The organism is Lentisalinibacter orientalis (assembly GCF_040706535.1).
Lineage (GTDB): Bacteria > Pseudomonadota > Gammaproteobacteria > Steroidobacterales > Woeseiaceae > Lentisalinibacter > Lentisalinibacter orientalis.
Genome location: NZ_JAPDRJ010000001.1, coordinates 1,690,804 through 1,711,761 on the forward strand (window position 1 = coordinate 1,690,804; position 20,958 = coordinate 1,711,761).

Genomic DNA, 20,958 nt, shown 5'->3' on the forward strand with positions numbered 1-20,958 from the left:
TTAGTGAGTTCCAAGGTCCAAAGGTTCCCGAAAAACGGATCGTAAGACAAGCGGCTGTGGAACGTGGAGCGGTCGAGCAGGGGAGCGCAACCGCCACCACGCGGGATGTGGAATCCCGTGAATAGGACAGGCACATTCTCGCGTTGGTTTACTACCTCGACTAATATGTCCCTGTCGCTCGTTTGGCAATCTTCCGGAGACCCCGATGCCCAAGACAATCGTCGTGTTCGCCGTGCTGTTGATCGCGCTTGGCGTCGGCGCTTTCCTGATGTCTTCCAGCCGTACCGCCCTGCTGCCTGCCTACGTAGGCGGCGCATTGGTGATCGTCGGGGTCCTGGCGATGGTACTCGCTGGTCTTCGCAAATACCTGCTTCCGGTGGCCGGGCTCGTCGCCCTGCTCGGCGCTCTGGCCCCGGCGGCGGCGCTCGCCATCCGCGCAGCCGCCATGAGCCCGCTTGCCCTGACGGTCAACATCGGCATGCTGGCTTTGAGCGCGACACTATTCGCCCTGATCGTCCGCGACTTCATGGCCGCACGGCGCGCCTAGCGGACGGGCAGTGGCCGCTGTGTCAGCCGGCGCGGCATGCGCCGAAAGGAAGATTAAGCGGGTTTCTCCAGTAGGGCATCGGCGGCTGCTTCCGACGAAGCGGGTTCCAACTGGTGATCGGCTGGCCGTCCACTACGACCTTTGCATGCCAGTCGTCCGCGTGCTGATAAAGTCCGCTTAGGGTTGCGATCAGTCTAGCTCAGAGCATCATCAAGTGTCCGGTTCGGCTCGAGTCCAGAACCTGGCAACTTTCTCCCGGTACCGCTACAGAATGACCGGTCTCGTTGTGCGGGTTCAATCGGTGGTTGCAACACCTAGACTCTAACACTAGAGGAGGAGGTGATCGCGGAGTACCTGACGGCGGCCCTCGAGGACGAGAATCCGGACGTCTTCCTCGCAGCGGTGGTGAACGTGGCGAAGGTGCGCGGGATGACGGCGATCGCGGAGAGCACGGGTCTGGGTCGCGAGAGCCTCTACAAGGCGATGACGCCGGGAGCAAAACCCCGCTACGACACCGTGCTGAAAGTGCTCCACAGCCTGGGTGTGAAGCTAACGGTCTCGGCAGCCTGAGCCGGTTCGGGCTCGAACATATTTGTGAACTCCAGGTTGTTTGCCGTTGCGGGAAATTTGCGTGTCTCGGTCCTGATTAGTGCTGCAAAGTACTGCAGATTCGGCAACGGAGCGTCCCACAGATTGCTTGCTAAATTGACGACTTTGAACTTCGCTTTCTAACTCCGAGCCAGGCGGTCGGGAGTTCGAGCGGGTGAGCTGGCGAAGCCAGCGAATCAATCTCTCCGGGCGCGCCACATCCGCAATCAGAGCTAACGGCTAGTGCCTGGGCGCTAGCCGCTTTCTTGCATCCACGCCTCGAAGAACGCCTCCGGATCCACCACCGCCGCGCCACGTTTTCGAGCTCGCTTGGCCAGCTTGATATCGCGGGTCACGACCGTGACGACCGGGCCCGTCCTGGCGTCATCATCCCGTGCGGCGAGCTCCCGCAGAATCGCCCGGTCTGCGCACTGATCCGCTTTACCCCCGGGATAGACGACCTCGACCTGCGTTGAACGCTGTTCCCGGTGTGGCGTGCTGCCGTCGAAGTAGATGCGCACAACCTGTATCGGACCGGTAAATACGCCGACCGTTGCTTCGACCAGTGCCTCACGGGCGGCGGTGCCGGGATGACCGTCCGCCAGATGCTCCGCGAAGCGAGCGCGCAGCGCGAAGAGCAGGTTGTGCCCGTCGACGAGAAAGAGGCGCGTTCTACTCGACAGTCTCAGCCGTGCCTCCCGACAGGATCTCGTCCAGCATTGCGACGAGTTCGTCGCGGCTATGGCTGTACGGCCCCCACTGATTCAGCTGCACGAGTTCGGTCAGTTTCGTCCGGATCGTTGCCACGTGCTCCTCTTCGTTCGGAGTCACCACGTAGCGGCGCAGCGGCTCTTCAGCGAACAGCGCGTGCATGAATGCCTCGGAAACCTCGTCGGGTTCCTTGTAGGAGAGCTCCCGCTCGACGGTCCCCTTCTGGAACTGTCGCATCTCATCGGTGATCTCGCCGCCGGTGGCCTCGACCTGCGCGAAGGCGCGTGCGACGGCGCTGCGGCGGATGTGCGACTGGAAGTTACCCGGTTCCACGACGCTGACGTGGACCCCCAGCGGCTCCATCTCGGCGGCGAGCGCATCGGTGAACGCCTCGACCCAGTGCTTGCTGCCGCTGTAGGCGTTGCCGCCCGCCCAGGACATGGTGCCGGCGATGGAACCGGTGGTGACGATGCGGCCGTTCTGCTCGGCGACCAGTGGCGCGAAGGCCTTGGTCGTCCGGTAGATGCCCTCGACGTTGACCTGGTAGACGAAGGTCTGCCCGGCGACCGGCGTCTCAAGCACCTTGCCGCCGCCGCCCACGCCCGCGTTATTCACCAGACCGTAGAGACCCGTGCCTCTCCTGGTGATGAGGTCGACGACGGCGTCGACCTGGTCCTGCTTCGTGACGTCGAGGCGGACCGCGGTGATGTTGTCGATGGCATCGAGCGCCTCGAGGTCTTCGTCCGACCGCGCTCCGGCGTAGACGTGATAGCCGCTCTCCGCGAGGGTCTCTGCCAGGTTGCGGCCGATGCCGGTGCTCGCGCCCGTCACCAGCACCCATTGTTCGGTCTCTGCCGCGACCGTCTGTGGGGCCGCAAAGCCGAGGAAAAGGAGCGCTGCAGCCGCAGCAGACTGGAGGAACCGGGTCATGGTTGTTTCCTTGTTCTTGTTCGGACGGGAGGGAAGATAGCACGGTTCTCGGCGCGCCGGCGGGAGCGCCCCGGCCTGGTATCACTCCTCGACGAACGCCCGATGCGCGAGGAACTGCATCCAGCGAATGTACTCCTTCGTCGACCAGCCGCACTCGAGCGTGAGATGCTCCCAGTTCGGTACGAGGAGCATCGTCCACAGCGCCTCGGTGGCCTTCGGCCCCGTCCAGCCTTGTGCCAGCGTCCCATCGGCGTGCAGCGCGTCGATCGCTGCGCGGCAGCCGTCCTTCATCGCGATCATGCGATCGCGCCACGCGGCAGCCGCCGCCTCGTCGGCGTCCTGCGCCACCATGAGTGCCTTGCCGACGCCATAGATCTCGGGGATGAAGTTGCCCCAGAACTCGATATAGAGGCGCAGACGTTCGACGCCCGTTTCCGCGGCCCGCGAGGGCCCCAGCCGCTCCTCTACGTCGAGCAGTTCGCCACGGTAGAGCGTCGCCGCAATCAGCAGCTCCGTGCGGGACGCGAAATGAAGGTACACCGCCTGGCGAGAGATTCCCGCCGCCTTTGCGATGTCCCCCATCCGCACCCCGTGGCCGCCCTTGTGTTCGAGCATCGCGATGGTGGCTTCGAGGATTCGGGTGCGCGTTTCGGAATTTGCACTTGACATGGTGTAAAGCATTCCCTAAGGTTGACGCCATGTCAATTGACACAGTGTCAAGTCAAAGGAGGAAACGGTCATGAATTCAAGAAGAAAAGCCATTTTCGACGGCATGACGGGCGCGCGGCTGGTCCTCGCTTTCAGCGGACTGGTGGCCGTCGCGATCGCCGCCGCCATCCTCGCCGCTCCGCAGGCCTTTTACGGCAGCTACGGGATCGAAGTCGTCGGCAACGCGACCCTGGTCAACGAGTTGAAGGCGCCGGCGGGCACGTTGCTGATCGCGGGCCTGCTGATGTTCGCCGGTGTGCTCCGGACGAGCCTCGCCGTGGTCTCGCTGGCCACGGCCACGGCGGTCTACCTGTCGTGCGGCCTGTCCCGCGTGCTGAGCATCGCCGTGGACGGTATGCCTCACAGCGGCATCGTGAGCGCCGCCGGCATCGAGATCGTCATCGGCGTGATCTGCCTGCTGACCCTGCTGCACTTCCGCCGCGCGCCCTGAGCCTGAACAACCGAAACTGAATCACCGAAGGAATAAACCATGAAAGACGACAATCGGATCGAGACTGCGGCCGAGGTGACCCTGCTGACCGGCGGCAACGGCAAGGTGGGCCGCCGGGTGGCCCGCGCTATGGCGGCCCGGGGCATGGAGATCCGCATCGGCTCCCGTTCCGGAACGCCCGCCTTCGACTGGGAGGACGCCGGCACTTGGGACGCGGCACTGGCCGGTGTGACGGCGGCGTACATCGCCTACGCCCCCGACCTCGCGGTGACCGGTGCGGCAGACACCATCCGCGCCTTCGTGGCTCGGGCGGTCACTGCAGGCGTCCGGCGTCTGGTGCTGCTGTCCGGCCGGGGCGAGGAAGAGGCCCAGGCCTGCGAGCGGATCGTGCAGGAGTCCGGAGTGGACTGGACGATCGTTCGCGCCGGCTGGTTCATGCAGAACTTCTCGGAGGGCGAGTTCCTGCCGATGGTCATGGACGGCGCCATCACGCTGCCGGCGAGGGACATTCCCGAGCCCTTCATCGACGTGAACGACATCGCGGACGTGGCCGCGGCGGCACTCAGTGAGGACGGCCACGCCGGGGAGGTGTACGAGGTCACCGGTCCGCGGGCGCTGACCTTTGCGGAACTGGCCGCGGAGATATCGGCGGCGGCCGGTCGCGAGGTCTCGTTCGTCCGTATCCCGCAGGAGGCGTTCACCGCCGCGCTGGCGGATGCGGGCGTTCCGGCCGATGTGGCCTGGTTGCTCGATTACCTCTTCGGCACCGTGCTCGATGGCCGTAATACGGACGTCTGCGACGGCGTGCAGCGAGCACTCGGCCGCGAACCCGGGGATTTCACCGAATTCGTGCACCGGGTTGCGGCCAGTGGCACCTGGAATACGGGCACCGCGGAGGCGGCGGCATGAGCGCGGTTACGGAAGTCATGGCAATTGCCGCAATGGCGGCGCTGCTCGGCTCGGCAATCGTCGCCGGGGTTTTCTTCGCCTTCTCCAGCTTTGTCATGGGGGGCCTGGCGCGCCTGCCCGCGGCGGAGGGGATCGCAGCGATGCAGTCGATCAATGTGGTCGTCCTGAACCGCTCGTTTCTCGGCGCCTTCGTCGGCACCGCAGCCGTGTCGCTGGTGGTCGCCGGTCTGGCCGTCGCCCGCTGGGGGAATCCGGAGGCGCCCTGGTTTCTGGCGGGGGCGCTGGCCTACATTGGCGGCACGTTCCTGGTGACGGGACTCGGTAACGTGCCGCTCAACGACCGGCTCGCGGCGGCCTGCGCGGCGGACCCGGGGGCGGTGCCGCTATGGGAGCACTACCTCGAACGCTGGACCCGCCTGAACACGTTGCGCACCGTCGCGGCCGCCGCCGCCGTCCTGCTGTTTCTCGTGGGCCTGCGGCAGTAGGCCGCGCCGCGCCCGCCGCCGCTTTTTCCCGCCCGATTAATCGGTTACGCATGGCCGGTCTGCAATCGTTTTCCCGGGGTACAGTGTCCCAAAAATTGAATCGCACGACGGTCCTTTATCCGGTTTAATTAATGACCGTGACGCTTCGTGTGTTACTGAAAGGGGAAAAGTGAAATGCGTAAACAACCGATACTACTACTGGCTGCCATGGCGGTAACGATATCGCCCGCGGTCGGCTCCGAGATGTCGCCTGTGGTGGCATCCGAGAAGGCTTTCGGCCAGAGCGAGGCCAAGCCGAACAGCTTCTGGTGGCCGGAGCAGTTGGACCTCACGCCGCTGCGCCAGCACGACGAGGAGTCCAACCCGTACGGCGAGGACTTCGACTATGCCGAGGCGTTCGCCGCCCTCGATCTGAAGCAGGTCAAAGCGGATATCGAGACCGTGCTGACCGATTCCCAGGACTGGTGGCCCGCCGACTGGGGTCATTACGGTCCGCTGATGATCCGCATGGCCTGGCACAGCGCGGGCACCTACCGCGTGCACGACGGCCGCGGCGGCGCCGGCGGCGGTCAGCAGCGTTTCGACCCGCTGAACAGCTGGCCGGACAACGCCAATCTGGACAAGGCTCGCCGGCTGCTGTGGCCGATCAAGCAGAAGTACGGCCGCAGCCTCTCCTGGGCCGATCTGATGATCCTGGCCGGCAACGTCTCGCTGGAGTCGATGGGCTTCAAGACCTTCGGTTTCGCCGGCGGTCGCGAGGACGACTGGGAGCCGGAGATCGTGAACTGGGGTCCCGAGATGGAGATGCTGGGACGCGACCGGTTCGACGAGAAGGGCGACCTCCAGGGTCCGCTCGCCGCGACCCAGATGGGCCTCATCTACGTGAACCCGGAAGGCCCGGGCGGTAACCCGGATCCGTTGGCTTCCGCGAAGCAGATCCGCCACAGCTTCGGCCGCATGGCCATGAATGACGAGGAGACCGTCGCGCTGATCGCCGGCGGCCACACCTTCGGCAAGGTGCACGGCGCTGCCAAGCCCGACGGTTGCGTCGGAGCCGAGCCTGCCGCGGCGGACATCGAGGAGCAGGGTCTCGGCTGGCAGAACAAGTGCGGCAAGGGCAACGCCGAGGACACCATCACCAGCGGACTGGAAGGCCCCTGGACCGCAGCGCCCACGCAGTGGTCGATGATGTACCTGCAGAACCTGTTCAACTTCGAATGGGAGCAGACCCGCAGTCCGGCCGGCGCCATCCAGTGGGTGCCCAAGGGTAATCCGGCCGCCGCCATGGCTCCGGATGCCCACGTGAAGGGCAAGACCCAGTCGGTCATCATGCTGACCACGGACCTGGCACTGAGGGAAGACCCGGCGTATCGCAAGATTGCCAAGCGCTTTCTGGAGAACCCGACCGAGTTCGAGGACGCTTTTGCGCGGGCCTGGTTCAAGCTGACGCACCGTGACATGGGCCCGCGGGCCCGCTACGTCGGTGCCGAGGTGCCCGCCGAAGCGCTGCTCTGGCAGGATCCCATCCCCGCCGTCGACCACGAGCTGATCGACGCCGGCGACATCGCCGAGCTGAAGGCGGAGATTCTGGATTCCGGTCTGACCACCTCCGAGCTCGTGCGCACGGCATGGGCGTCTGCCTCCACCTTCCGCGGCACCGACATGCGCGGTGGGGCCAACGGGGCGCGTATTCGCCTGGCGCCGCAGCGCGACTGGCCGGTGAACAACCCGGAGGAACTCGACCGGGTGCTGAAGAAGCTCACGAGCATCCAGAAGGACTTCAACAAGTCCCTGTCGGGTGACAAGCAGGTCTCGCTGGCCGACGTGATCGTGCTCGGCGGCGCCGCCGCCATCGAGCAGGCCGCGAAGAAGGCCGGCTACGACGTGCAGGTGCCCTTCGTGCCCGGTCGCATGGACGCGAGCCAGGAGCAGACCGACGTGGAGTCCTTCGCGGTGCTGAAGCCGACCGCCGACGCCTTCCGCAACTACTACGGCGAGAACAACTACAGCTCGCCGGCGGAGATGATGGTGGAGAAGGCCGACCTGCTGACGCTGACGGTGCCGGAGATGACGGTGCTGGTGGGCGGCATGCGGGCCCTGGACGCCAACATCGGCGGCGCCGACCACGGCGTGTTCACCGATCGTCCGGGGACGCTGAGCAACGACTTCTTCGTCAATCTGCTCGACATGTCCACGAAGTGGCAGAAGGCCTCGACCGAGGGCATCTACGAGGGTCGCGACCGCGCGACCGGCGAAGTGAAGTGGACCGCCACCCCGGTGGACCTGATCTTCGGTTCCAACTCGGAGCTGCGGGCCGTTGCCGAGGCGTACGCGGCGGACGATGCGCGCGAGAAGTTCGTGCGTGACTTCGTCGATGCGTGGGCCAAGGTGATGACGCTGGACCGCTTCGACATCGAGGAAGTCCCGTCTGCCGGCATGGTGGCCAGCCGCTGAGCGGCAGCTTCGTGCCATGACAGGTCCCGGGCCGCCGCGTGCGGCCCGGCGACCGCCCACAACGGGAACGGCGGCGCATGATGTGCCGCCGTTTTCTTTGGTGGACCCTGGGGAGCCGCCGAAATGCTCTCCGGGGGCAGCGCCTTGCCCCTCAGGACATCTCCGCTACGGCATCGGTGTGCGCAGGCATCCAGCCCAGTGTCTCGCGGATTCTGCGGCTGCTCATCCGCTGATCCAGGGTGGGGCCGACGGCCCATGCACCGTGCTCCTTCACGACTTGCTCGAGCGGGCGTTCCAATGGCGGTGTCCGGATTGCGTGCCGCTTGGCGATCGCAGCGACGACGTCGCCCACCTGCACGCCCTCCTCGGCGCAGACGTTATAGGATGCGCCCGCCGCGCCATGCTCGAGCACCAGCCGGTAGGCCCGCGCGAGGTCGTCCCTGTGCACCAGCGGCCACCGCGTCTGCAGCGAACCCCAGACCACGATTCGCCCGCGCTCGGGCAGGAGTCGTGAAAACGCGCCGCCGTCGCGCACATAGCATATGCCCGGATGCACGACGTTCGCCTCGAAGCAGGGTGCAGACAGCACCTCGGCGGAGTTGCGCACCATCCAGTCGAAGGCGGCAATGGGAGCGAATGGCGTTTCCTCCGTGGCGATACTGTCGCCCGTTTCGCCGTACAGCCAGACTCCGCCCGTATAGATGAAGCGTATACGGCGGTCGGCGCCCATGGCGTTCTCGATGAGTGAGCGGACGGCGGCCCGGTCTACCTCTCCCATGTCTGCGGTAAATGTCGCCGCGGCATGGATGACCGCATCGACGTCACGGACGATTGCCGCCCAGCGTTCGGGTTCACGCAAATCGCCGCGTACCACCTCCGCACCGGCACGGCCTGGCCGCTCGGCCGCGCTCGCCGTGCGCGCCAGCGCCACCACGCCGTGGCCGGCGGCCAGGAACTCGCGCAGAATCGCGCTGCCGATGAATCCGGTTGCTCCGAGCAACAGTACGCGCATGGTGGCTACCTCGTTCGGTGCGTGCAGTCGCCGCGGTCGGCTATCCGGGGGTGCCGAGACCGCCGCGGTAGCGCCCCGCCTTCTTGTACCGCGCCACCAGACGGTCGGCCAGCCGGGTGGGCTCCGGCAGCCGAAAACCTGCGCCGCAGGCCAGCACCCAGTCGATGCTGGATTCGTGATCGACGAGATGTCCCGGGCTGACGTAGAGCGGCTTCACGCCGTCGCGGGTACGCAGCACGGCGCCGATGCGCTCGTCCTCGTCCATCAACGGGGCGACCGATCCGCGCCGCTGCCCCGGCTCCCGATGGGTGCCGCACAGCCGGGATTTGGCACAGCCGACGGTGGGCAGACCGACGATGAGCCCCAGATGCGTGGCGAGCCCCATCCGCCGCGGGTGCGCGATGCCCTGGCCGTCACAGAGGATGCCGCCCACCGGGGTCTGCACCCGGCGCAGCACCTGTAGCAATACCGGTACCTCGCGGAACGAGAGCAGGCCGGGTACATAAGGGAAGCGCAGCGGCGCCCGCGCGGCGCGAGTCTCGACCATCGTCTTTCCGGCGGTGTCCCAGACGACGCCGACCGCGATGACGGAGTCGCCCAGGAATGCGCAGTCCAGCCCGACGATGCGACGGGGCAGCGGCGCAGGTCGCAGTCGGACGCGATCCCGCAGGCGCCGCTGCACGGTGACCGCCTGCTTCGGCGTGAGGTTCCACGGGTGGGGAGACCGCGGGATCTTCATCTCGCTCCCGGGCCCTGATCGCGGCCAGGGCCGGCAAGCAATCCCATCTCGATGGCCTTCAGGACCGCGCGGGTACGATCGCGGACGCCGAGCTTGCCGAGGATGCTGGATACCTGATTCTTGATGGTGCCCTCGGATCTGCTGAGCGCCGTGGCGATCTCGCGGTTGCTGTAGCCGCCGGCCATCAGACGGAGTATTTCCGTCTCCCGCGGCGTCAGGCGCTCCGGCGGCGCCGGTGCATCGGTTCCGGCACTGCCGGTGAGCCCGCGCAGCAGCGACTCGGTGACGCCGGGCTGGATCATGGTCCTGCCGGCAGCGACGGACTCGATGGCCTCGATCAGACTCTCGAGCGAGACGTCCTTCAGCAGGTAGCCCTTGGCCCCGGCCTGGATGCCGGCCAGCACCTGGTTGTGATCGTCGAAGGTCGTGAGGATGATGACGGGGATATCCAGGCCGGCATCGGCGAGCGCTCGCGTCGCCTCCGCGCCGTCCATGCGCGGCATGCGCATGTCCATGAGGACGACGTCCGGTCCGTGGGCGCGGGCGAGTTCGACCGCCTGGTCGCCATCGCTGCCCTCGGCCACCACGGCGACCCGGTCGGACAGTTCGAGCAGCCCGCGGATGCCCTGGCGTACCAGGGTCTGATCGTCGATGAGGAGGAGGCGGATCGGCACGGTGGTCAGCCGGGCAGCGGCACGGTGGCGTGCAGCCGCAGCGCCTGTCCGGCGCGGTCCAGCTGCAACGTGCCCCGCAGGGCCTGCAGCCGCTCGCGCATGCCGGCCAGCCCGTTGCCCTCGGTGATCTCGCCCTGTACGCGGCCGTCGTCGCTCACCTCCAGGTGGATGGCGCGGTCCTCCTGCCAGATGCGGATGCGGCACTCGCTGGCGTCGGCGTGGCGCAGCGTATTGGTGACGCCCTCCTGCACGCAGCGCAGCAGGGTCTGCGCGATGCCGACGTCGTCGATCTCCAGGGCGTCCTCGATGTCGACGCGCATGTCGAGGCGCGGTGTGCTGCCCACGATCAGCCGGATCGCGGCTTCGAGGTCGAGGCCCTGGTCGTCTCGCAGTGCGCTGACAGCTTCCCGGACGTCACTCAGCAGCAGCCGTGCCAGGGCCCGGCACTCGCCGATCTTCTCGCGGGTCTCGCCGTCCGAGGTGCGCTCGGCGATCTGCAGGTTGATCGACAGCGCGGTGAGGTGATGCCCCAGCAGGTCGTGCAATTCGCGGGCAATGCGGGTGCGTTCTCCCTGGCGGGAAGCCTGCGCGAGCAGGCGCTGCGTGGCCAGCAGTTCCCGGTTCAGCGACTCCACCTCGAGACGGGCGGCATCGGCCTCCACCGCGCTGCGCGCGCTGAGGAGCGCGAAGAGATGGAAGGTGCCGAACAAGGTCGTCTGGATGGCCGCATTCACGTAGCCGTCCGCCGGGACGTACACCGCGAACCACGCGAGCAAGAGACCGGCCAGCAGCCACCAGAGCGTGCGCGGAGAATAGAAGTCCGCGGCCATTGCGATCCAGATGATCGTGTAGATCGGTACGAAGCTGATACTCGTGAGCGCGCCGATGGCGAGTGCGCTGACGGGCTGCGTCCACAGGGCGGCGAGCCGGAGCAACCGCGGTGCGGAATCGTGTCCCGCAAGCAGGACGCCGCCGAGAATAAGGAGCGCCAGGATGCCAGCGCCCCAGAACAGGTGCGACGGCTCGCCGGCCCTGCCCGCGATGACGAACAGCGCGAATCCCGTGACCGCCGCCCAGGTGATCCAGGCGGCTATGGCCGGCAGCGTATCTCCCCGGTCGTGGCTCATGCACCGATTGTGGCGCGAGCGGGCGGCATCCGCCATAGGCCGAAAGTCACGGTGTGTATTCCTGACCAATGGCACTTAGCGCGCGAGGCTGCGGTGGCTACCGTTGCAGACCAGCAAGGAGGAGAGTCCCATGACCACATTACACGGCCTGTTCGTCGACGCCCACGTCGCCATCGGCAGCATCGCACTGCTCCTGTTCTGGGTGCCCGCATTCGCCCGCAAGGGGAGTCCGCTCCACGTCGGTGCCGGACGTGTCTATGCCGTCTGCATGTATATCGTGACGGTCAGCGCGTTCGTCGTCTCGCTGATGGTGATCGCCGACCCGCTGGGCATTCGCTATCCGGGCGGCCTTCCTGCCGGTGCGGATGCCGCGCGCGTTGCCGCCGGCAACCGGGCCGGCAGCCTGTTCCTGCTGATGCTCTCGGTGCTCGTATTCGCCAGCGTCCGGCACGGGATGGCCGCCCTGCGCGAGCGGACCCGGCCCGGCACGCTCGCGCGGCCGCAGCACCGCGGGATGCTGGTCGCGCTCGCCGTGCTGGGCCTGATCTCCCTTGGGCTGGGCCTTCAGTTCCGGCATCTGTTGCTGATCATCTTCGGCGGTGTCGGCGTGCTCGCCGCCATCGGCATGTTCCGCGAGACACGGAAGCCCGGGATGAGCCACCGCGAACTGGTGGTCGTGCATCTGAACGGGATGATCGGCAGCGGCATCGGTGCCTATACGGCGTTCTTCGCCTTCGGCGGCAGGAGTTTCCTCGGCGAAGTGCTGCCGGGGCAATGGCAGGTAATCCCGTGGATACTGCCGACGGTGATCGGCGTCATCGCCGGCAGCCGCATCAGCCGGCGCTGGCTCGGACGGCGGGGCGCGATGCGCTAGGCAGCCTAGGCTGCCTAGGCTGCCTGCTCCCGTTCATCGAGCAATTCGTCGCGCCACTCGTGGACATTCATCTCGATGGCGGCGAAACCGGCTATCCAGACGAACGTATCCCAGGTATAGATCCAGTGGCCGAGATACGCCCACCAGCCCGCGAGCACGAACAGGATGGCGTAGCCGAACAGCTTCAGGGCCTTTGCGCTCGTCATGAGTGCGCCGCCGGTGACCCCGCGGCCCTGTTGGCGCACGACGAATTCGATGGCGAATATGATGACCAGCCAGGTGATCGCCTCGATCACGTCGCCCCAGGCCAGGCGCCGTTCGAGCGCCAGGCCGGCTTCCGTACTGACCAGCGGGTTGTCGCCGAGATAGTAGAACGCCGACGCGTCGGACAGCGCCGCGCAGTTCTCGTCCGTCACGGCGGTGTATTCGAGGTTGTAGACGAAGGTCAGGTCGTCATCCGCGAGGTCGCAGAGAGAGGCGGCGTCGGCGACCGGCCTGGTCGCGGCGTAGTCGAGGGCCGTAACGGCGTAGGCGAACACGGTGTGCGCGATCATCAGGTAACACAGGATCCGGACGCCGTGGACGGTCTTCTCTATCCACCCTCGCCATTGACGGTCCTCGAGTGTGTAGGTCTCGATCTCGAACATGGCCAGCAGGACCAGCCAGGCGGTGGTATCCAGGGTGGTCGCGAATTCGCCGGTCCAGTCCAGCAGCGTGGACGCCCCGGTCAGGGTATGCAGGGCCCGGTCCACGTCCTCGTAGATGTAGACGCCGAAGTTCGCGATGAGCAGCGCGTAGACGATCCACTTGACGGTCTGTTGGATCCTGTGGAGGTCGGCTCCGGCGATCGACTCCCTCACAGGCGGTCTTTCACCTGATGGTAGAGTACCCCCAGCGCGACCAGCGGCTTGCGCAGGAGATATGCGCCGGGCACGATCCGCGGCTTCACCGCGGCGAACAGGTCGAACCGCTCCATGACGCCGGCGATGGCATCCGCCATGATCTGGCCGGCCAGGTGGGTCACGTTCACGCCGTGACCGGAATAACCCTGGCAGTAGTAGACATTAGGCGAGACACGGCCCAGCTGGGGCACGCGGTTCAGCGGCACGCCGATGGTCCCGCCCCACGCGTAGTCGATGCGCACGTCGGCGAGCTCCGGGTAGATTCTCGCCATCTTCGCCCGGTGGCTGCGCCTGATGCGCTCCGGGTCTTCGCCGGAGTAGCCGCTGCGCCCGCCGAACAGCAGACGCTTGTCCGCGCTCAGGCGGTAGTACTCGACCAGGTAGTTGGGGTCGCACACGGCGAGATCGTGCGGATTGATCCGCGCGACCACCGGGGCGGGCAGCGGCTCGGTGGCGATGATGTAGCTGCGGACGGGGAAGAGAGCGCCCCTGAGCTTCGGTTCCGTGTCGTGGTAGGCGTTGCCGGCGATCACGATGGCATCGGCCGTCACCGCGCCATCGGCGGTGACCACCCTCGGCCTGCCGCCCTGGTCGATCCGCAGCACGGGTGAGTTCTCGTAGATCGTCGCGCCGCGGGAAACGGCGGCGCGGGCCTCGCCGATGCACAGATTCAGCGGGTGCAGGTGGCCGTTGGCCATGTTCAGCAGCGCGCCGATATAGGCCTCGGTGCCGATGGTCTGCGCGGTCTCCTCGCGGGAAAGCAGCCGGAATTCGTGCGGAAAGCGCGCCTTCTCCAGCCGCTCGTAGTCGGCTTCGAGCGCGCGCAGGTGCCGTTCCCGGATGGCGACGTCGACATAGCCCGACTTCAGATCGCAGCGGATGCCGTAGCGCTCGACCCGGTCGCGGATGATCTCGTGGCCGGCCCAGCGCAGCTCGCCGAACAGCTCCTCCGTGTCCCGGCCCCAGTGCCGGGCGACGACGTCCTCGCCGGAGATGCCGCCGATCATCTGGCCGCCGTTGCGACCGGAGGCGCCCCAGCCGACCCGGTTGGCCTCGACCACGTGGACGTCGTAGCCGCGTTCTGCCAGGTGCAGTGCCGTGGAGATACCGGTGAACCCTGCGCCCACGACGCACACGTCCGCGCGCTGCGCGCCTCGCAGCGGCGCGAAGTCGGTGACGTCGTTGACGGTCGCCGCGTAATAGGAGCCGGTGTGGTCCTGCAGCCCGGTCATGGCATTCTCCGTGCGCTGATGTGGCCGCGGTCCGGGCGGGTGTTCATACGGTCGGGCGGCGGCGCGTCAATGTTCCGTCCGCGAGCGGCGGTAGCGGGCCGGCGTCTGGCCGACGAACTTCCGGAATGCGGCGTAGAAAGCGGAGTTAGAGTTGAACCCGGCCGCGAAAGCGACATTCAGGATGGCGCTATCGTCGCCGCTCGTCTCCGCGAGCATCCGCTTCGCATGCTCCACCCGGTAGCGGTTCACGTAGTCGAAGAAGCTCATCCCGAATCCGGCATTGATGACCTGGGACAGATGATTCACGGAGCAATCCACGAGGCTTGCGAGTTCCGGCAGCGTCAGATCGGACCGGAGCCAGGCCTGGCGGGAGACCATGACCATCTCGAGTCGTTGCCGGTACGCGGACAGCTGGGCCTCGGTCAGTCCCGACTTCGCATATTTCGGCGTGCCGGGCGCAGCCGACGCCGGCCGCCCCGCGCCGGGCGTGCGAGCCGCGGCCGGAAGCTGGTAATAGTCGTGGATCGTCACGGCGGCATCGCCGTGCAGGGTGATGAACTCCGCGCCCTGTATCGGCCGGGCGGTGCCGCCGCGGCCCTCGCCGCAGCCGAGCGGGCACATGCGGTACTGGAAGGCGATGGTATCCGGCCCCTCGACGATCTCGCCGATCAGCTCGTAGCGGTGCCGATAGGCGGAGAAGAACTCCCGCAGGGCCACGACCAGCTCGTCGTGGGAGCTGCGCCGGTTCTCCGGGACGTCCCAGTACAGGCCGTCGCGGGCCAGGTGGTCGGCCACGGCGACCGGGTCGCGGTGGTTCCAGGCGTCGAAATAACTTCTCACGAACTCGGTTGCACGCATCTTCATCCCCTGCCGCCGGAGTACAGAAGCTACCACAGCCCTGCGGGTCAGTAGTCCGGGGGCGGCGTGGCGCGGGCGCGGGCCGGCGTCCAGAAGGGCTTGTCGCGGCGAAGACAGCGCGCGACGCGGCTGTACTGGCGCAGTTCCTTCTCGTAGTAGATCTCCGCCCACAGGGGGCCGTCCAGGTACTCGGTCCGGATCATCGCCAGCGCGATATTCGCCTTGACCGCCGGCGACCACATCGCGGACGTGACGTAGCCGACCTCCCGGGTACAACGCCGGTTCGCGTAAATGTACGATCCGTCCGCCGGCCGGTTCCCCTCGACGTCGAGTTTCGTCAGCGTGTACTTCGGCCCGCGACGTTTCTCCTCCAGCAATGCGCTGCGGCCGTTGAAATGGGGCTTGCGGAAGTCGACCAGCCAGCCGAGGTTGAGCTCGAAGGGGGTCTGGTCGTGCTCGAAGTGCACGGTACGCAATGCCTCGTTGAACTCCATGGCCGGCATGATGAAGCCCGCCTCGAGACGGGCCATGTTGGTTGCCGCCTCGCCGTAGGGCTGTATCCCGTAGTCGGCGCCGGCGGCATACAGGTCATCCCACAGTTGCAGCCCGAGGTGCCGCGGTATCCAGAGCTCGTAGCCGAGATCGCCGGTGAAGCCGGTCCGCGAGACCATCAGGGAATCGCCGCGGTAGGGGAAGTGCCGGATGTCGAAGGGCTTCGCCTGCTCGATGCCCTCGAGCCCCATCTTCTTCAGCACGGCGCAGGAGGTGGGGCCCTGCAGCGACAGCGCCGCGAGGTCGTCGGTGATGTCCGTGACCGTGACGTCGTCGTAGCCGAATGCACTCCGGGCCAGCCAGGCCGTGCACGGGCTGCCGCAGGTCAGCATGAAGCGGTCCTCGGCCAGCCGGAAGATGGTGCCGTCGTCGATCATGCGGCCCTCGTCCGTGCACCAGACGGAATAGGCGACGCGGTCGAGGCGGATCCGGCCGATGTCACGGGTGACCATCCGGTTCAGCATTGAGGCGGCGTCGGCGCCGCGGATCTCGTATTTCTGCATCGGGCAGATGTCGTAGGTGCCGCACAGATTGCGCACGCAGAAGTACTCGTACTCGGTGTCGTAGTAGTACTCGGCGAATTTGTATCCGTTCCATGCCGACCAGGCCTCACGGATGTTCAGCTCCTCCTGCCTCGGGTAGAAGGGGGAGAGCTTCAGGCGCTCGCCGGCGTATCGATCGTTGATGCGGGTGCTCTCGGTACTCATGGTCACTCGTCGCTGAAGTCGTCTACCGGCACGGTGTTCGGGCGCCTGAGATCGCGCAGGATCTCGCGGGCGGAGTTCGCTCCGCAGGCCGCCGATACGCCGCCGCCCGGATGAGTGGAGGAGCCGCTCATATAGAGGTTCTTCACCGGCATGCGGTACTGCCCGTAGCCCGGGAAGGGGCGATTGAAGAACAGCTGGTCGATGGTGAGCTCGCCCTGGAAGATGTTGCCCTCCGTGAGGCCGATCTCGGCTTCGATCTCGTGGGGCGTGCGTACCTCCATGTGCACGATCAGGTCCCGGAACCCGGGACTGTAGCGCTCGATCTTGTCGATGACGGTCTGCCCGAACTCGTCGCGCTTCTGCGGCGTCCACGGGCCGTCCGCCAGCGTCGGCGGGCAGTACTGGATGAAGTTCGACATCCAGTGCTGCCCGGGCGGCGCCACCGTCGGGTCCCAGGCGGAGGGTATGACCGACTCGATGAACGGGTCGTCGGACCAGCGGCCCCGTTTCCAGCAGTCGTAGGCCCGTTCCATGGTCTCGAGAGTGCCGGTGAAGGCCTGACCGCCGCGATTCAGATACGGATTGTCCGGGACGCCGGTGAATTTCGGCATGGCGGACAGTGCGATATTGACCTTGCCGGAGGAGCCGCGGATCTTGAAGTTCTTCGCCTTCTCGTAAATACCGTCCGGCAGGTCCGAGCGGTCCATGATCTGCGTGAAGGTGCGCTTCGCGTCCAGGTTGGAGACCACGATGCGGGCCCGTATCTCGTCGCCGTTCTCCAGCGCGACGCCGACCGCCCTGCCGTTCTCCACCAGGATCTGCTGCACGCCGGCCTCGGTGCGGATCTCGCCGCCGTGTTCCTGCAGTGCCGAGGCGATGGCGTGGGAGATGGCGCCCATGCCGCCGCGGGCGAGGCCCCAGGCGCCGATGTTGCCGTCCACGTCACCCATCACGTGATGCAGCAGGATGTAGGCGGAGCCGGGCGAATAGACGCCGAGCGCCGTGCCGATGATGCCCGGGCTCGCCATCGCGCCCTTGATCAGTTCGTTCTCGAAGTAGTCCTCGAGAAAATCGGCGGCGCTCATGGTGAAGAAGCGCACGTACTCATAGAACTCCTTCTCGCCGAGCGACCAGAACTGCTTCGCGAGGTAGAGGATCTCCATGATGTCCCGCGGCCGGAACGAGGCCGGGTCCGGGGGCGTGCGCATCAGCGTCTTGCGGATCAGCTGCGAGTAGCGCATCAGGTCCGTCTGGAAGCGGTGCATCGCGTCCGCGTCGTGGGGTGAGTGGCGTTTCAGCTCCAGGTGCGCGGCTTCCTCGTCGTGATAGGAGAACAGCCGCTCGTCGCCGTCGCCGAAATTGACGGTGCCGAGGTAGGGCACGAGCAGCAGGCCGTGGCGTCCGAGGTCGAGATCGCGGTGGATCGCCTGGCGCATCATGCTGCAGACGTAGGAGCAATTGGAGTAGGTCCAGCCCTCGTGCAGTTCCCGCGAGACGGCGGCGCCGCCGATGTAGTCGTTCTTCTCCAGCACCACCACGTCGAGGCCCGCCTTGGCCAGGTAGGCGGCGTTCGCCAGCCCGTTGTGGCCGGCGCCGATGACGATCGCGTCGTAGCGCTTCATCCCCGGGCCTCCGTCATCCCAGTATCTCCCGGGCGGCATTGCGGCCCGGTGCGCCGGTCAGGTCGCCGCCCGGATGGGAGCCCGCGCCGCAGAGAAAGAGCCCCGGCACCGGGGTCGCGTACTGGGCGGCGCCGTAGGTCGGGCGCATCATCAGCAGCTGGTCCATCGCGAACTCGGTATGGTGCCAGTGGCCGCCGGTGACGTTGAACCGGGCCTCGATGTCCGCCGGCGTCAGGAATTCCGCGTGCAGAATGTGTTCACGGATATCCGGCGCGTAACGCGCAATGGTGTCGATGGCGCGTTCCCGCATGCGTTCGCGTGCCTCGTCGCTCCATCCCCCGCGCAGGCGCCGGGGCACGTACATGACGTGAGCGGAGAGCACGTGCCGGCCGTCGGGTGCGGCGGAGGGATCGTGCAGGCTCGGTATCACGATCTCCATCACGGGATGGGCGGGGCAGTCGCCGTATTTCGCATCGTCGAAAGCGAATTCGATGGCGTCCATGGTGGGCGCGATGATCATCCGCCCGTCCGGCCGGTCCAGCCCGCGGAACTGCGGCAGTGCGTTCAGCGCCAGGTGCAGCTTGGCGACGTAGCCGTCGCAGCGCAGCCGCCGGATCCGATTCGTGAAGTCGATCTCCAGGTGGTCGACTCCCACGAGCTCCAGGAATGTCCGCTGCGGGTCGGCGGCCGAGACGACGTGCGTGGCTCCGACCTCGGTGCCGTCCGCCAGCCTGACGCCGCTCGCACGCAGGCCGTCCTCGTTGCCGTCGATCCGTATCCGCTCGACCCGTGCCCCGTAGCGGATCTCGGCGCCCGCCTGCTGCGCTGCCGCCTCCAGTGCGGCGACCAGGCCCTGTATCCCGTTCGCCGGCACCGCATGCTCGCCGTCCGAGCCGCCGGCCATCCGATAGAGCATGGCGAGCACCGCGCCGTTGGGGGATCGGGGCGCCATCTTGCCGCCGATGAGCCCGTCCCAGCTCAGGGCGGCTTTCAGGAGGTCGCTGGCGAAGAGTTCGTCCATCAGGTCGCGCGTCGGCAGGGAGGCGATACGGAGGAACTCCTGCATGTCCTGCCTGCCCATGCGGCGGATGTTCAGGCCGATGTGGGCGAAGGTCATGGCGTTGGCCAGTCCGGCCGCCCCGATCCGGGGCATGGTCTTGTGCCAGAACGGAGACAGCGCCTTCGCATAACGCCGCAGCCGGCGCAGATACTCCGCGTAGGCCTCCTCGTCGGCCTCGCCGGCGCCCGTGATCCTGCCGCCGCCGATCGTGACGTGTTTTCCATCATCGCCGAGCGCCACGGTCCGCAGCGGCGAGGACCCGGGATCGAAGCCGTGCCCGCGCAGTCCCAGTTCCTGGATGACCGGCTCGGAGAAATGGCTCAGCGAGTGGGCCGGCGAGGCGTGGAAGCCCGGATGGAATTCGTAGCTGGATGCAAGGCCGCCGGGCGCGGGGCCCGCCTCGAGCACGAGCACGCGCTGGCCGCTTCGCGCGAGATAGGCGGCACAGACGAGTCCGTTGTGGCCGGCGCCGATGACGATGGAGTCGTACTGGCTCAAGGCATGGATCCCGGGTCGATCAGCCGATCGACGGAATACGCTAGATGCCGGGCCGCGGCGCGGCTTCCGGGCCTACACGCGCGGAATCGGGTTCCAGGCCGTTTCGCGCAGTGCGGGCGCCGGAGTGCGATCGGGATTACTGCGGCGTCAGCTTCAGCAGCCGTCCCCGGCTGTCGCCGCGCTCGTCTTCCAGCACCCAGATGGCGCCGTCCGGCCCTTCGGCAAGCGCCCGGATGCGCGCACCCATGTCGTAGCGCTCGGCCTCGCGGGCACTGGTGCCGTCCAGTTCGATGCGCACGATGGCCCGGGACGATAGCCCGGCGGCGAAGGCGTCGCCGCGCCAGTCACCGAACAGTTCGCCCTTGTAGATCATGAGATCGCCCGGCGAGATGGCCGGCACCCAGGCGACGGCCGGCGTCTTGAACTCCGGCCGGGTGTCGTGGTCCGGGATCTCGCGGCCGTCGTAGTGGTCGCCCTCGGAGACCGCCGGATAGCCGTAGTTCTCGGCGCGGACGATGTGGTTCAGCTCGTCGCCGTGGGCGGGGCCCATCTCGATGACCCAGAGCCGGCCGTCGAGGCCGAAGTCGATGCCGAGCGGGTTGCGGTGGCCCAGCGACCAGAACTCGCCGTACACGCCGATATCGTCGACCAGCGGGTTCTGCTCGATGTAATTCACCCAGGGGTTGTCGGCGGGCTCGGAGCCGTCCTCGTTCAGGCGCAGCACCTTGCCCATGTTGCTCTGCATGTCCTGGGCCGGCGTGAACTTCTGGCGGTCGCCGGAGGTGATCCACAGGTAGCCTTCGTCGTCGAAGGCCAGGCGGTGGCCGTAATGGCCGTAGCCGACCACCTTCGGGTACTGGCGCCAGATCACTTCGGCGTCCGAGAGCCTGCCGCCGCGCTCGGTCAGCTCCAGCGTCGCGCGCAGCACGGCGGCGCCGCGGGTGTCGGCGACGCCGGCCTCGACATAGCTCAGGTAGATGACGCCGTTCCCGGCGAAATCCGGGTGGAGCGCGACGTCGCCCAGTCCGCCCTGGCCGCCGTAATCCACGTCCGGCACGCCGCGCACGGGGCGGGACTTCTCGCCGTCCCGGGTCACCACGAGGAGGTTGCCCTTCTTCTCGGTGACCAGCAGGCGTCCGTCCGGCAGGAAGGCCATGGCCCAGGGTTCGTCGAACGAGGTGACCGGCTCGACGGCGAAGGGCTTGTCACCCTCCGCCTGGGCGCAGGCAGCGAGCAGAAACGCAGCGGCCGAAGCCGTGAACTGCGGCCATAGCCGACGGACCGGATGCGGATGGACGGTTCGCCAATGAATCATGCA

Annotated in this window: 21 protein-coding genes; 7 read left to right on the forward strand and 14 right to left on the reverse strand. The window is 67.0% G+C overall.

Going from position 1 to position 20,958, the window contains the following annotated elements:
* Positions 1 to 205 precede the first annotated feature (205 nt).
* Together ACJMK0_RS07495 and ACJMK0_RS07500 are read left to right on the forward strand one after the other, a co-directional pair.
* Positions 206 to 547 (forward strand): hypothetical protein, encoded by a 342-nt coding sequence (locus ACJMK0_RS07495; RefSeq protein ID WP_405236993.1) that lies wholly within the window; start codon positions 206 to 208, stop codon positions 545 to 547.
* 339 nt (positions 548 to 886) lie between these two features.
* Complete coding sequence (locus tag ACJMK0_RS07500; RefSeq protein WP_405236995.1) at positions 887 to 1,117, forward strand: addiction module antidote protein; 231 nt, start codon at positions 887 to 889, stop codon at positions 1,115 to 1,117.
* A gap of 272 nt (positions 1,118 to 1,389) precedes the next feature.
* On the opposite strand, the gene ACJMK0_RS07505 is transcribed toward ACJMK0_RS07500, so the two are convergent.
* From ACJMK0_RS07505 to ACJMK0_RS07515, 3 genes are all read right to left on the reverse strand, one after another.
* A complete protein-coding gene (locus tag ACJMK0_RS07505) occupies positions 1,390 to 1,899 on the reverse strand; it encodes an NYN domain-containing protein (RefSeq protein ID WP_405237920.1) in 510 nt (169 codons plus the stop codon).
* Positions 1,808 to 2,776: an SDR family NAD(P)-dependent oxidoreductase gene (locus ACJMK0_RS07510; protein ID WP_405236997.1), complete on the reverse strand. Its 969-nt coding sequence runs from the start codon at positions 2,774 to 2,776 to the stop codon at positions 1,808 to 1,810. Before ACJMK0_RS07510 ends, ACJMK0_RS07505 begins: the two co-directional genes overlap by 92 nt.
* An 81-nt stretch (positions 2,777 to 2,857) precedes the next feature.
* Positions 2,858 to 3,445, reverse strand: a complete 588-nt coding sequence (locus ACJMK0_RS07515; RefSeq protein ID WP_405236999.1) for a TetR/AcrR family transcriptional regulator — start codon at positions 3,443 to 3,445, stop codon at positions 2,858 to 2,860.
* Positions 3,446 to 3,515: 70 nt separating this feature from the next.
* Between ACJMK0_RS07515 and ACJMK0_RS07520 the strand changes: the two genes are divergently transcribed.
* The 4 genes from ACJMK0_RS07520 to katG all read left to right on the forward strand — a co-directional run bounded on the left by ACJMK0_RS07520 (position 3,516) and on the right by katG (position 7,783).
* Positions 3,516 to 3,935, forward strand: a complete 420-nt coding sequence (locus ACJMK0_RS07520; RefSeq protein ID WP_405237001.1) for a DUF4345 domain-containing protein — start codon at positions 3,516 to 3,518, stop codon at positions 3,933 to 3,935.
* A 39-nt stretch (positions 3,936 to 3,974) separates the two neighbouring features.
* Entirely contained in the window at positions 3,975 to 4,844 is an 870-nt protein-coding gene (locus ACJMK0_RS07525; RefSeq protein WP_405237003.1) for an NmrA family NAD(P)-binding protein, read from the forward strand.
* Complete coding sequence (locus ACJMK0_RS07530) at positions 4,841 to 5,329, forward strand: anthrone oxygenase family protein (protein WP_405237005.1); 489 nt, start codon at positions 4,841 to 4,843, stop codon at positions 5,327 to 5,329. The genes ACJMK0_RS07525 and ACJMK0_RS07530 overlap by 4 nt, the downstream gene beginning before the upstream one ends.
* A 174-nt stretch (positions 5,330 to 5,503) precedes the next feature.
* Entirely contained in the window at positions 5,504 to 7,783 is a 2,280-nt protein-coding gene (gene katG / locus ACJMK0_RS07535) for a catalase/peroxidase HPI (RefSeq protein WP_405237007.1), read from the forward strand.
* A 151-nt stretch (positions 7,784 to 7,934) separates the two neighbouring features.
* Here the strand turns inward: katG and ACJMK0_RS07540 are convergent, their stop codons facing one another.
* The 4 genes from ACJMK0_RS07540 to ACJMK0_RS07555 are packed head-to-tail and all read right to left on the reverse strand — an operon-like array spanning position 7,935 to position 11,335.
* Positions 7,935 to 8,795 carry an NAD-dependent epimerase/dehydratase family protein gene (locus ACJMK0_RS07540; protein ID WP_405237009.1) on the reverse strand — a complete coding sequence of 287 codons (861 nt, stop codon included), beginning with the start codon at positions 8,793 to 8,795 and terminating at the stop codon, positions 7,935 to 7,937.
* A 40-nt stretch (positions 8,796 to 8,835) separates the two neighbouring features.
* Positions 8,836 to 9,534: an endonuclease V gene (locus ACJMK0_RS07545; protein ID WP_405237011.1), complete on the reverse strand. Its 699-nt coding sequence runs from the start codon at positions 9,532 to 9,534 to the stop codon at positions 8,836 to 8,838.
* Positions 9,531 to 10,208, reverse strand: a complete 678-nt coding sequence (locus ACJMK0_RS07550; protein ID WP_405237013.1) for a response regulator — start codon at positions 10,206 to 10,208, stop codon at positions 9,531 to 9,533. The genes ACJMK0_RS07545 and ACJMK0_RS07550 overlap by 4 nt, the downstream gene beginning before the upstream one ends.
* A gap of 5 nt (positions 10,209 to 10,213) precedes the next feature.
* Positions 10,214 to 11,335 (reverse strand): sensor histidine kinase, encoded by a 1,122-nt coding sequence (locus ACJMK0_RS07555; protein WP_405237015.1) that lies wholly within the window; start codon positions 11,333 to 11,335, stop codon positions 10,214 to 10,216.
* A 130-nt stretch (positions 11,336 to 11,465) separates the two neighbouring features.
* Between ACJMK0_RS07555 and ACJMK0_RS07560 the strand changes: the two genes are divergently transcribed.
* Positions 11,466 to 12,209: a DUF2306 domain-containing protein gene (locus ACJMK0_RS07560; RefSeq protein ID WP_405237017.1), complete on the forward strand. Its 744-nt coding sequence runs from the start codon at positions 11,466 to 11,468 to the stop codon at positions 12,207 to 12,209.
* A 14-nt stretch (positions 12,210 to 12,223) separates the two neighbouring features.
* Here the strand turns inward: ACJMK0_RS07560 and ACJMK0_RS07565 are convergent, their stop codons facing one another.
* The 7 genes from ACJMK0_RS07565 to ACJMK0_RS07595 all read right to left on the reverse strand — a co-directional run bounded on the left by ACJMK0_RS07565 (position 12,224) and on the right by ACJMK0_RS07595 (position 20,955).
* The gene (locus ACJMK0_RS07565) at positions 12,224 to 13,069 is read right to left on the reverse strand and encodes a hypothetical protein (protein ID WP_405237018.1); all 846 of its coding nucleotides are present in this window, start codon (positions 13,067 to 13,069) and stop codon (positions 12,224 to 12,226) included.
* Positions 13,066 to 14,343, reverse strand: a complete 1,278-nt coding sequence (locus ACJMK0_RS07570) for an NAD(P)/FAD-dependent oxidoreductase (RefSeq protein ID WP_405237020.1) — start codon at positions 14,341 to 14,343, stop codon at positions 13,066 to 13,068. Before ACJMK0_RS07570 ends, ACJMK0_RS07565 begins: the two co-directional genes overlap by 4 nt.
* A 66-nt stretch (positions 14,344 to 14,409) precedes the next feature.
* Positions 14,410 to 15,207, reverse strand: coding sequence for a helix-turn-helix domain-containing protein (locus ACJMK0_RS07575; protein ID WP_405237022.1), 798 nt, complete (start codon positions 15,205 to 15,207; stop codon positions 14,410 to 14,412).
* Positions 15,208 to 15,248: 41 nt separating this feature from the next.
* Positions 15,249 to 16,460: an aminomethyltransferase family protein gene (locus tag ACJMK0_RS07580; RefSeq protein WP_405237024.1), complete on the reverse strand. Its 1,212-nt coding sequence runs from the start codon at positions 16,458 to 16,460 to the stop codon at positions 15,249 to 15,251.
* Between the two features lie 2 nt (positions 16,461 to 16,462).
* On the reverse strand, positions 16,463 to 18,082 hold the full coding sequence (locus ACJMK0_RS07585; RefSeq protein ID WP_405237026.1) for a phytoene desaturase family protein: 1,620 nt from the start codon (positions 18,080 to 18,082) through the stop codon (positions 16,463 to 16,465).
* A gap of 13 nt (positions 18,083 to 18,095) precedes the next feature.
* The gene (locus ACJMK0_RS07590) at positions 18,096 to 19,640 is read right to left on the reverse strand and encodes a phytoene desaturase family protein (protein ID WP_405237028.1); all 1,545 of its coding nucleotides are present in this window, start codon (positions 19,638 to 19,640) and stop codon (positions 18,096 to 18,098) included.
* A 136-nt stretch (positions 19,641 to 19,776) separates the two neighbouring features.
* Positions 19,777 to 20,955 (reverse strand): PQQ-dependent sugar dehydrogenase, encoded by a 1,179-nt coding sequence (locus ACJMK0_RS07595; RefSeq protein WP_405237030.1) that lies wholly within the window; start codon positions 20,953 to 20,955, stop codon positions 19,777 to 19,779.
* Positions 20,956 to 20,958 lie beyond the last annotated feature (3 nt).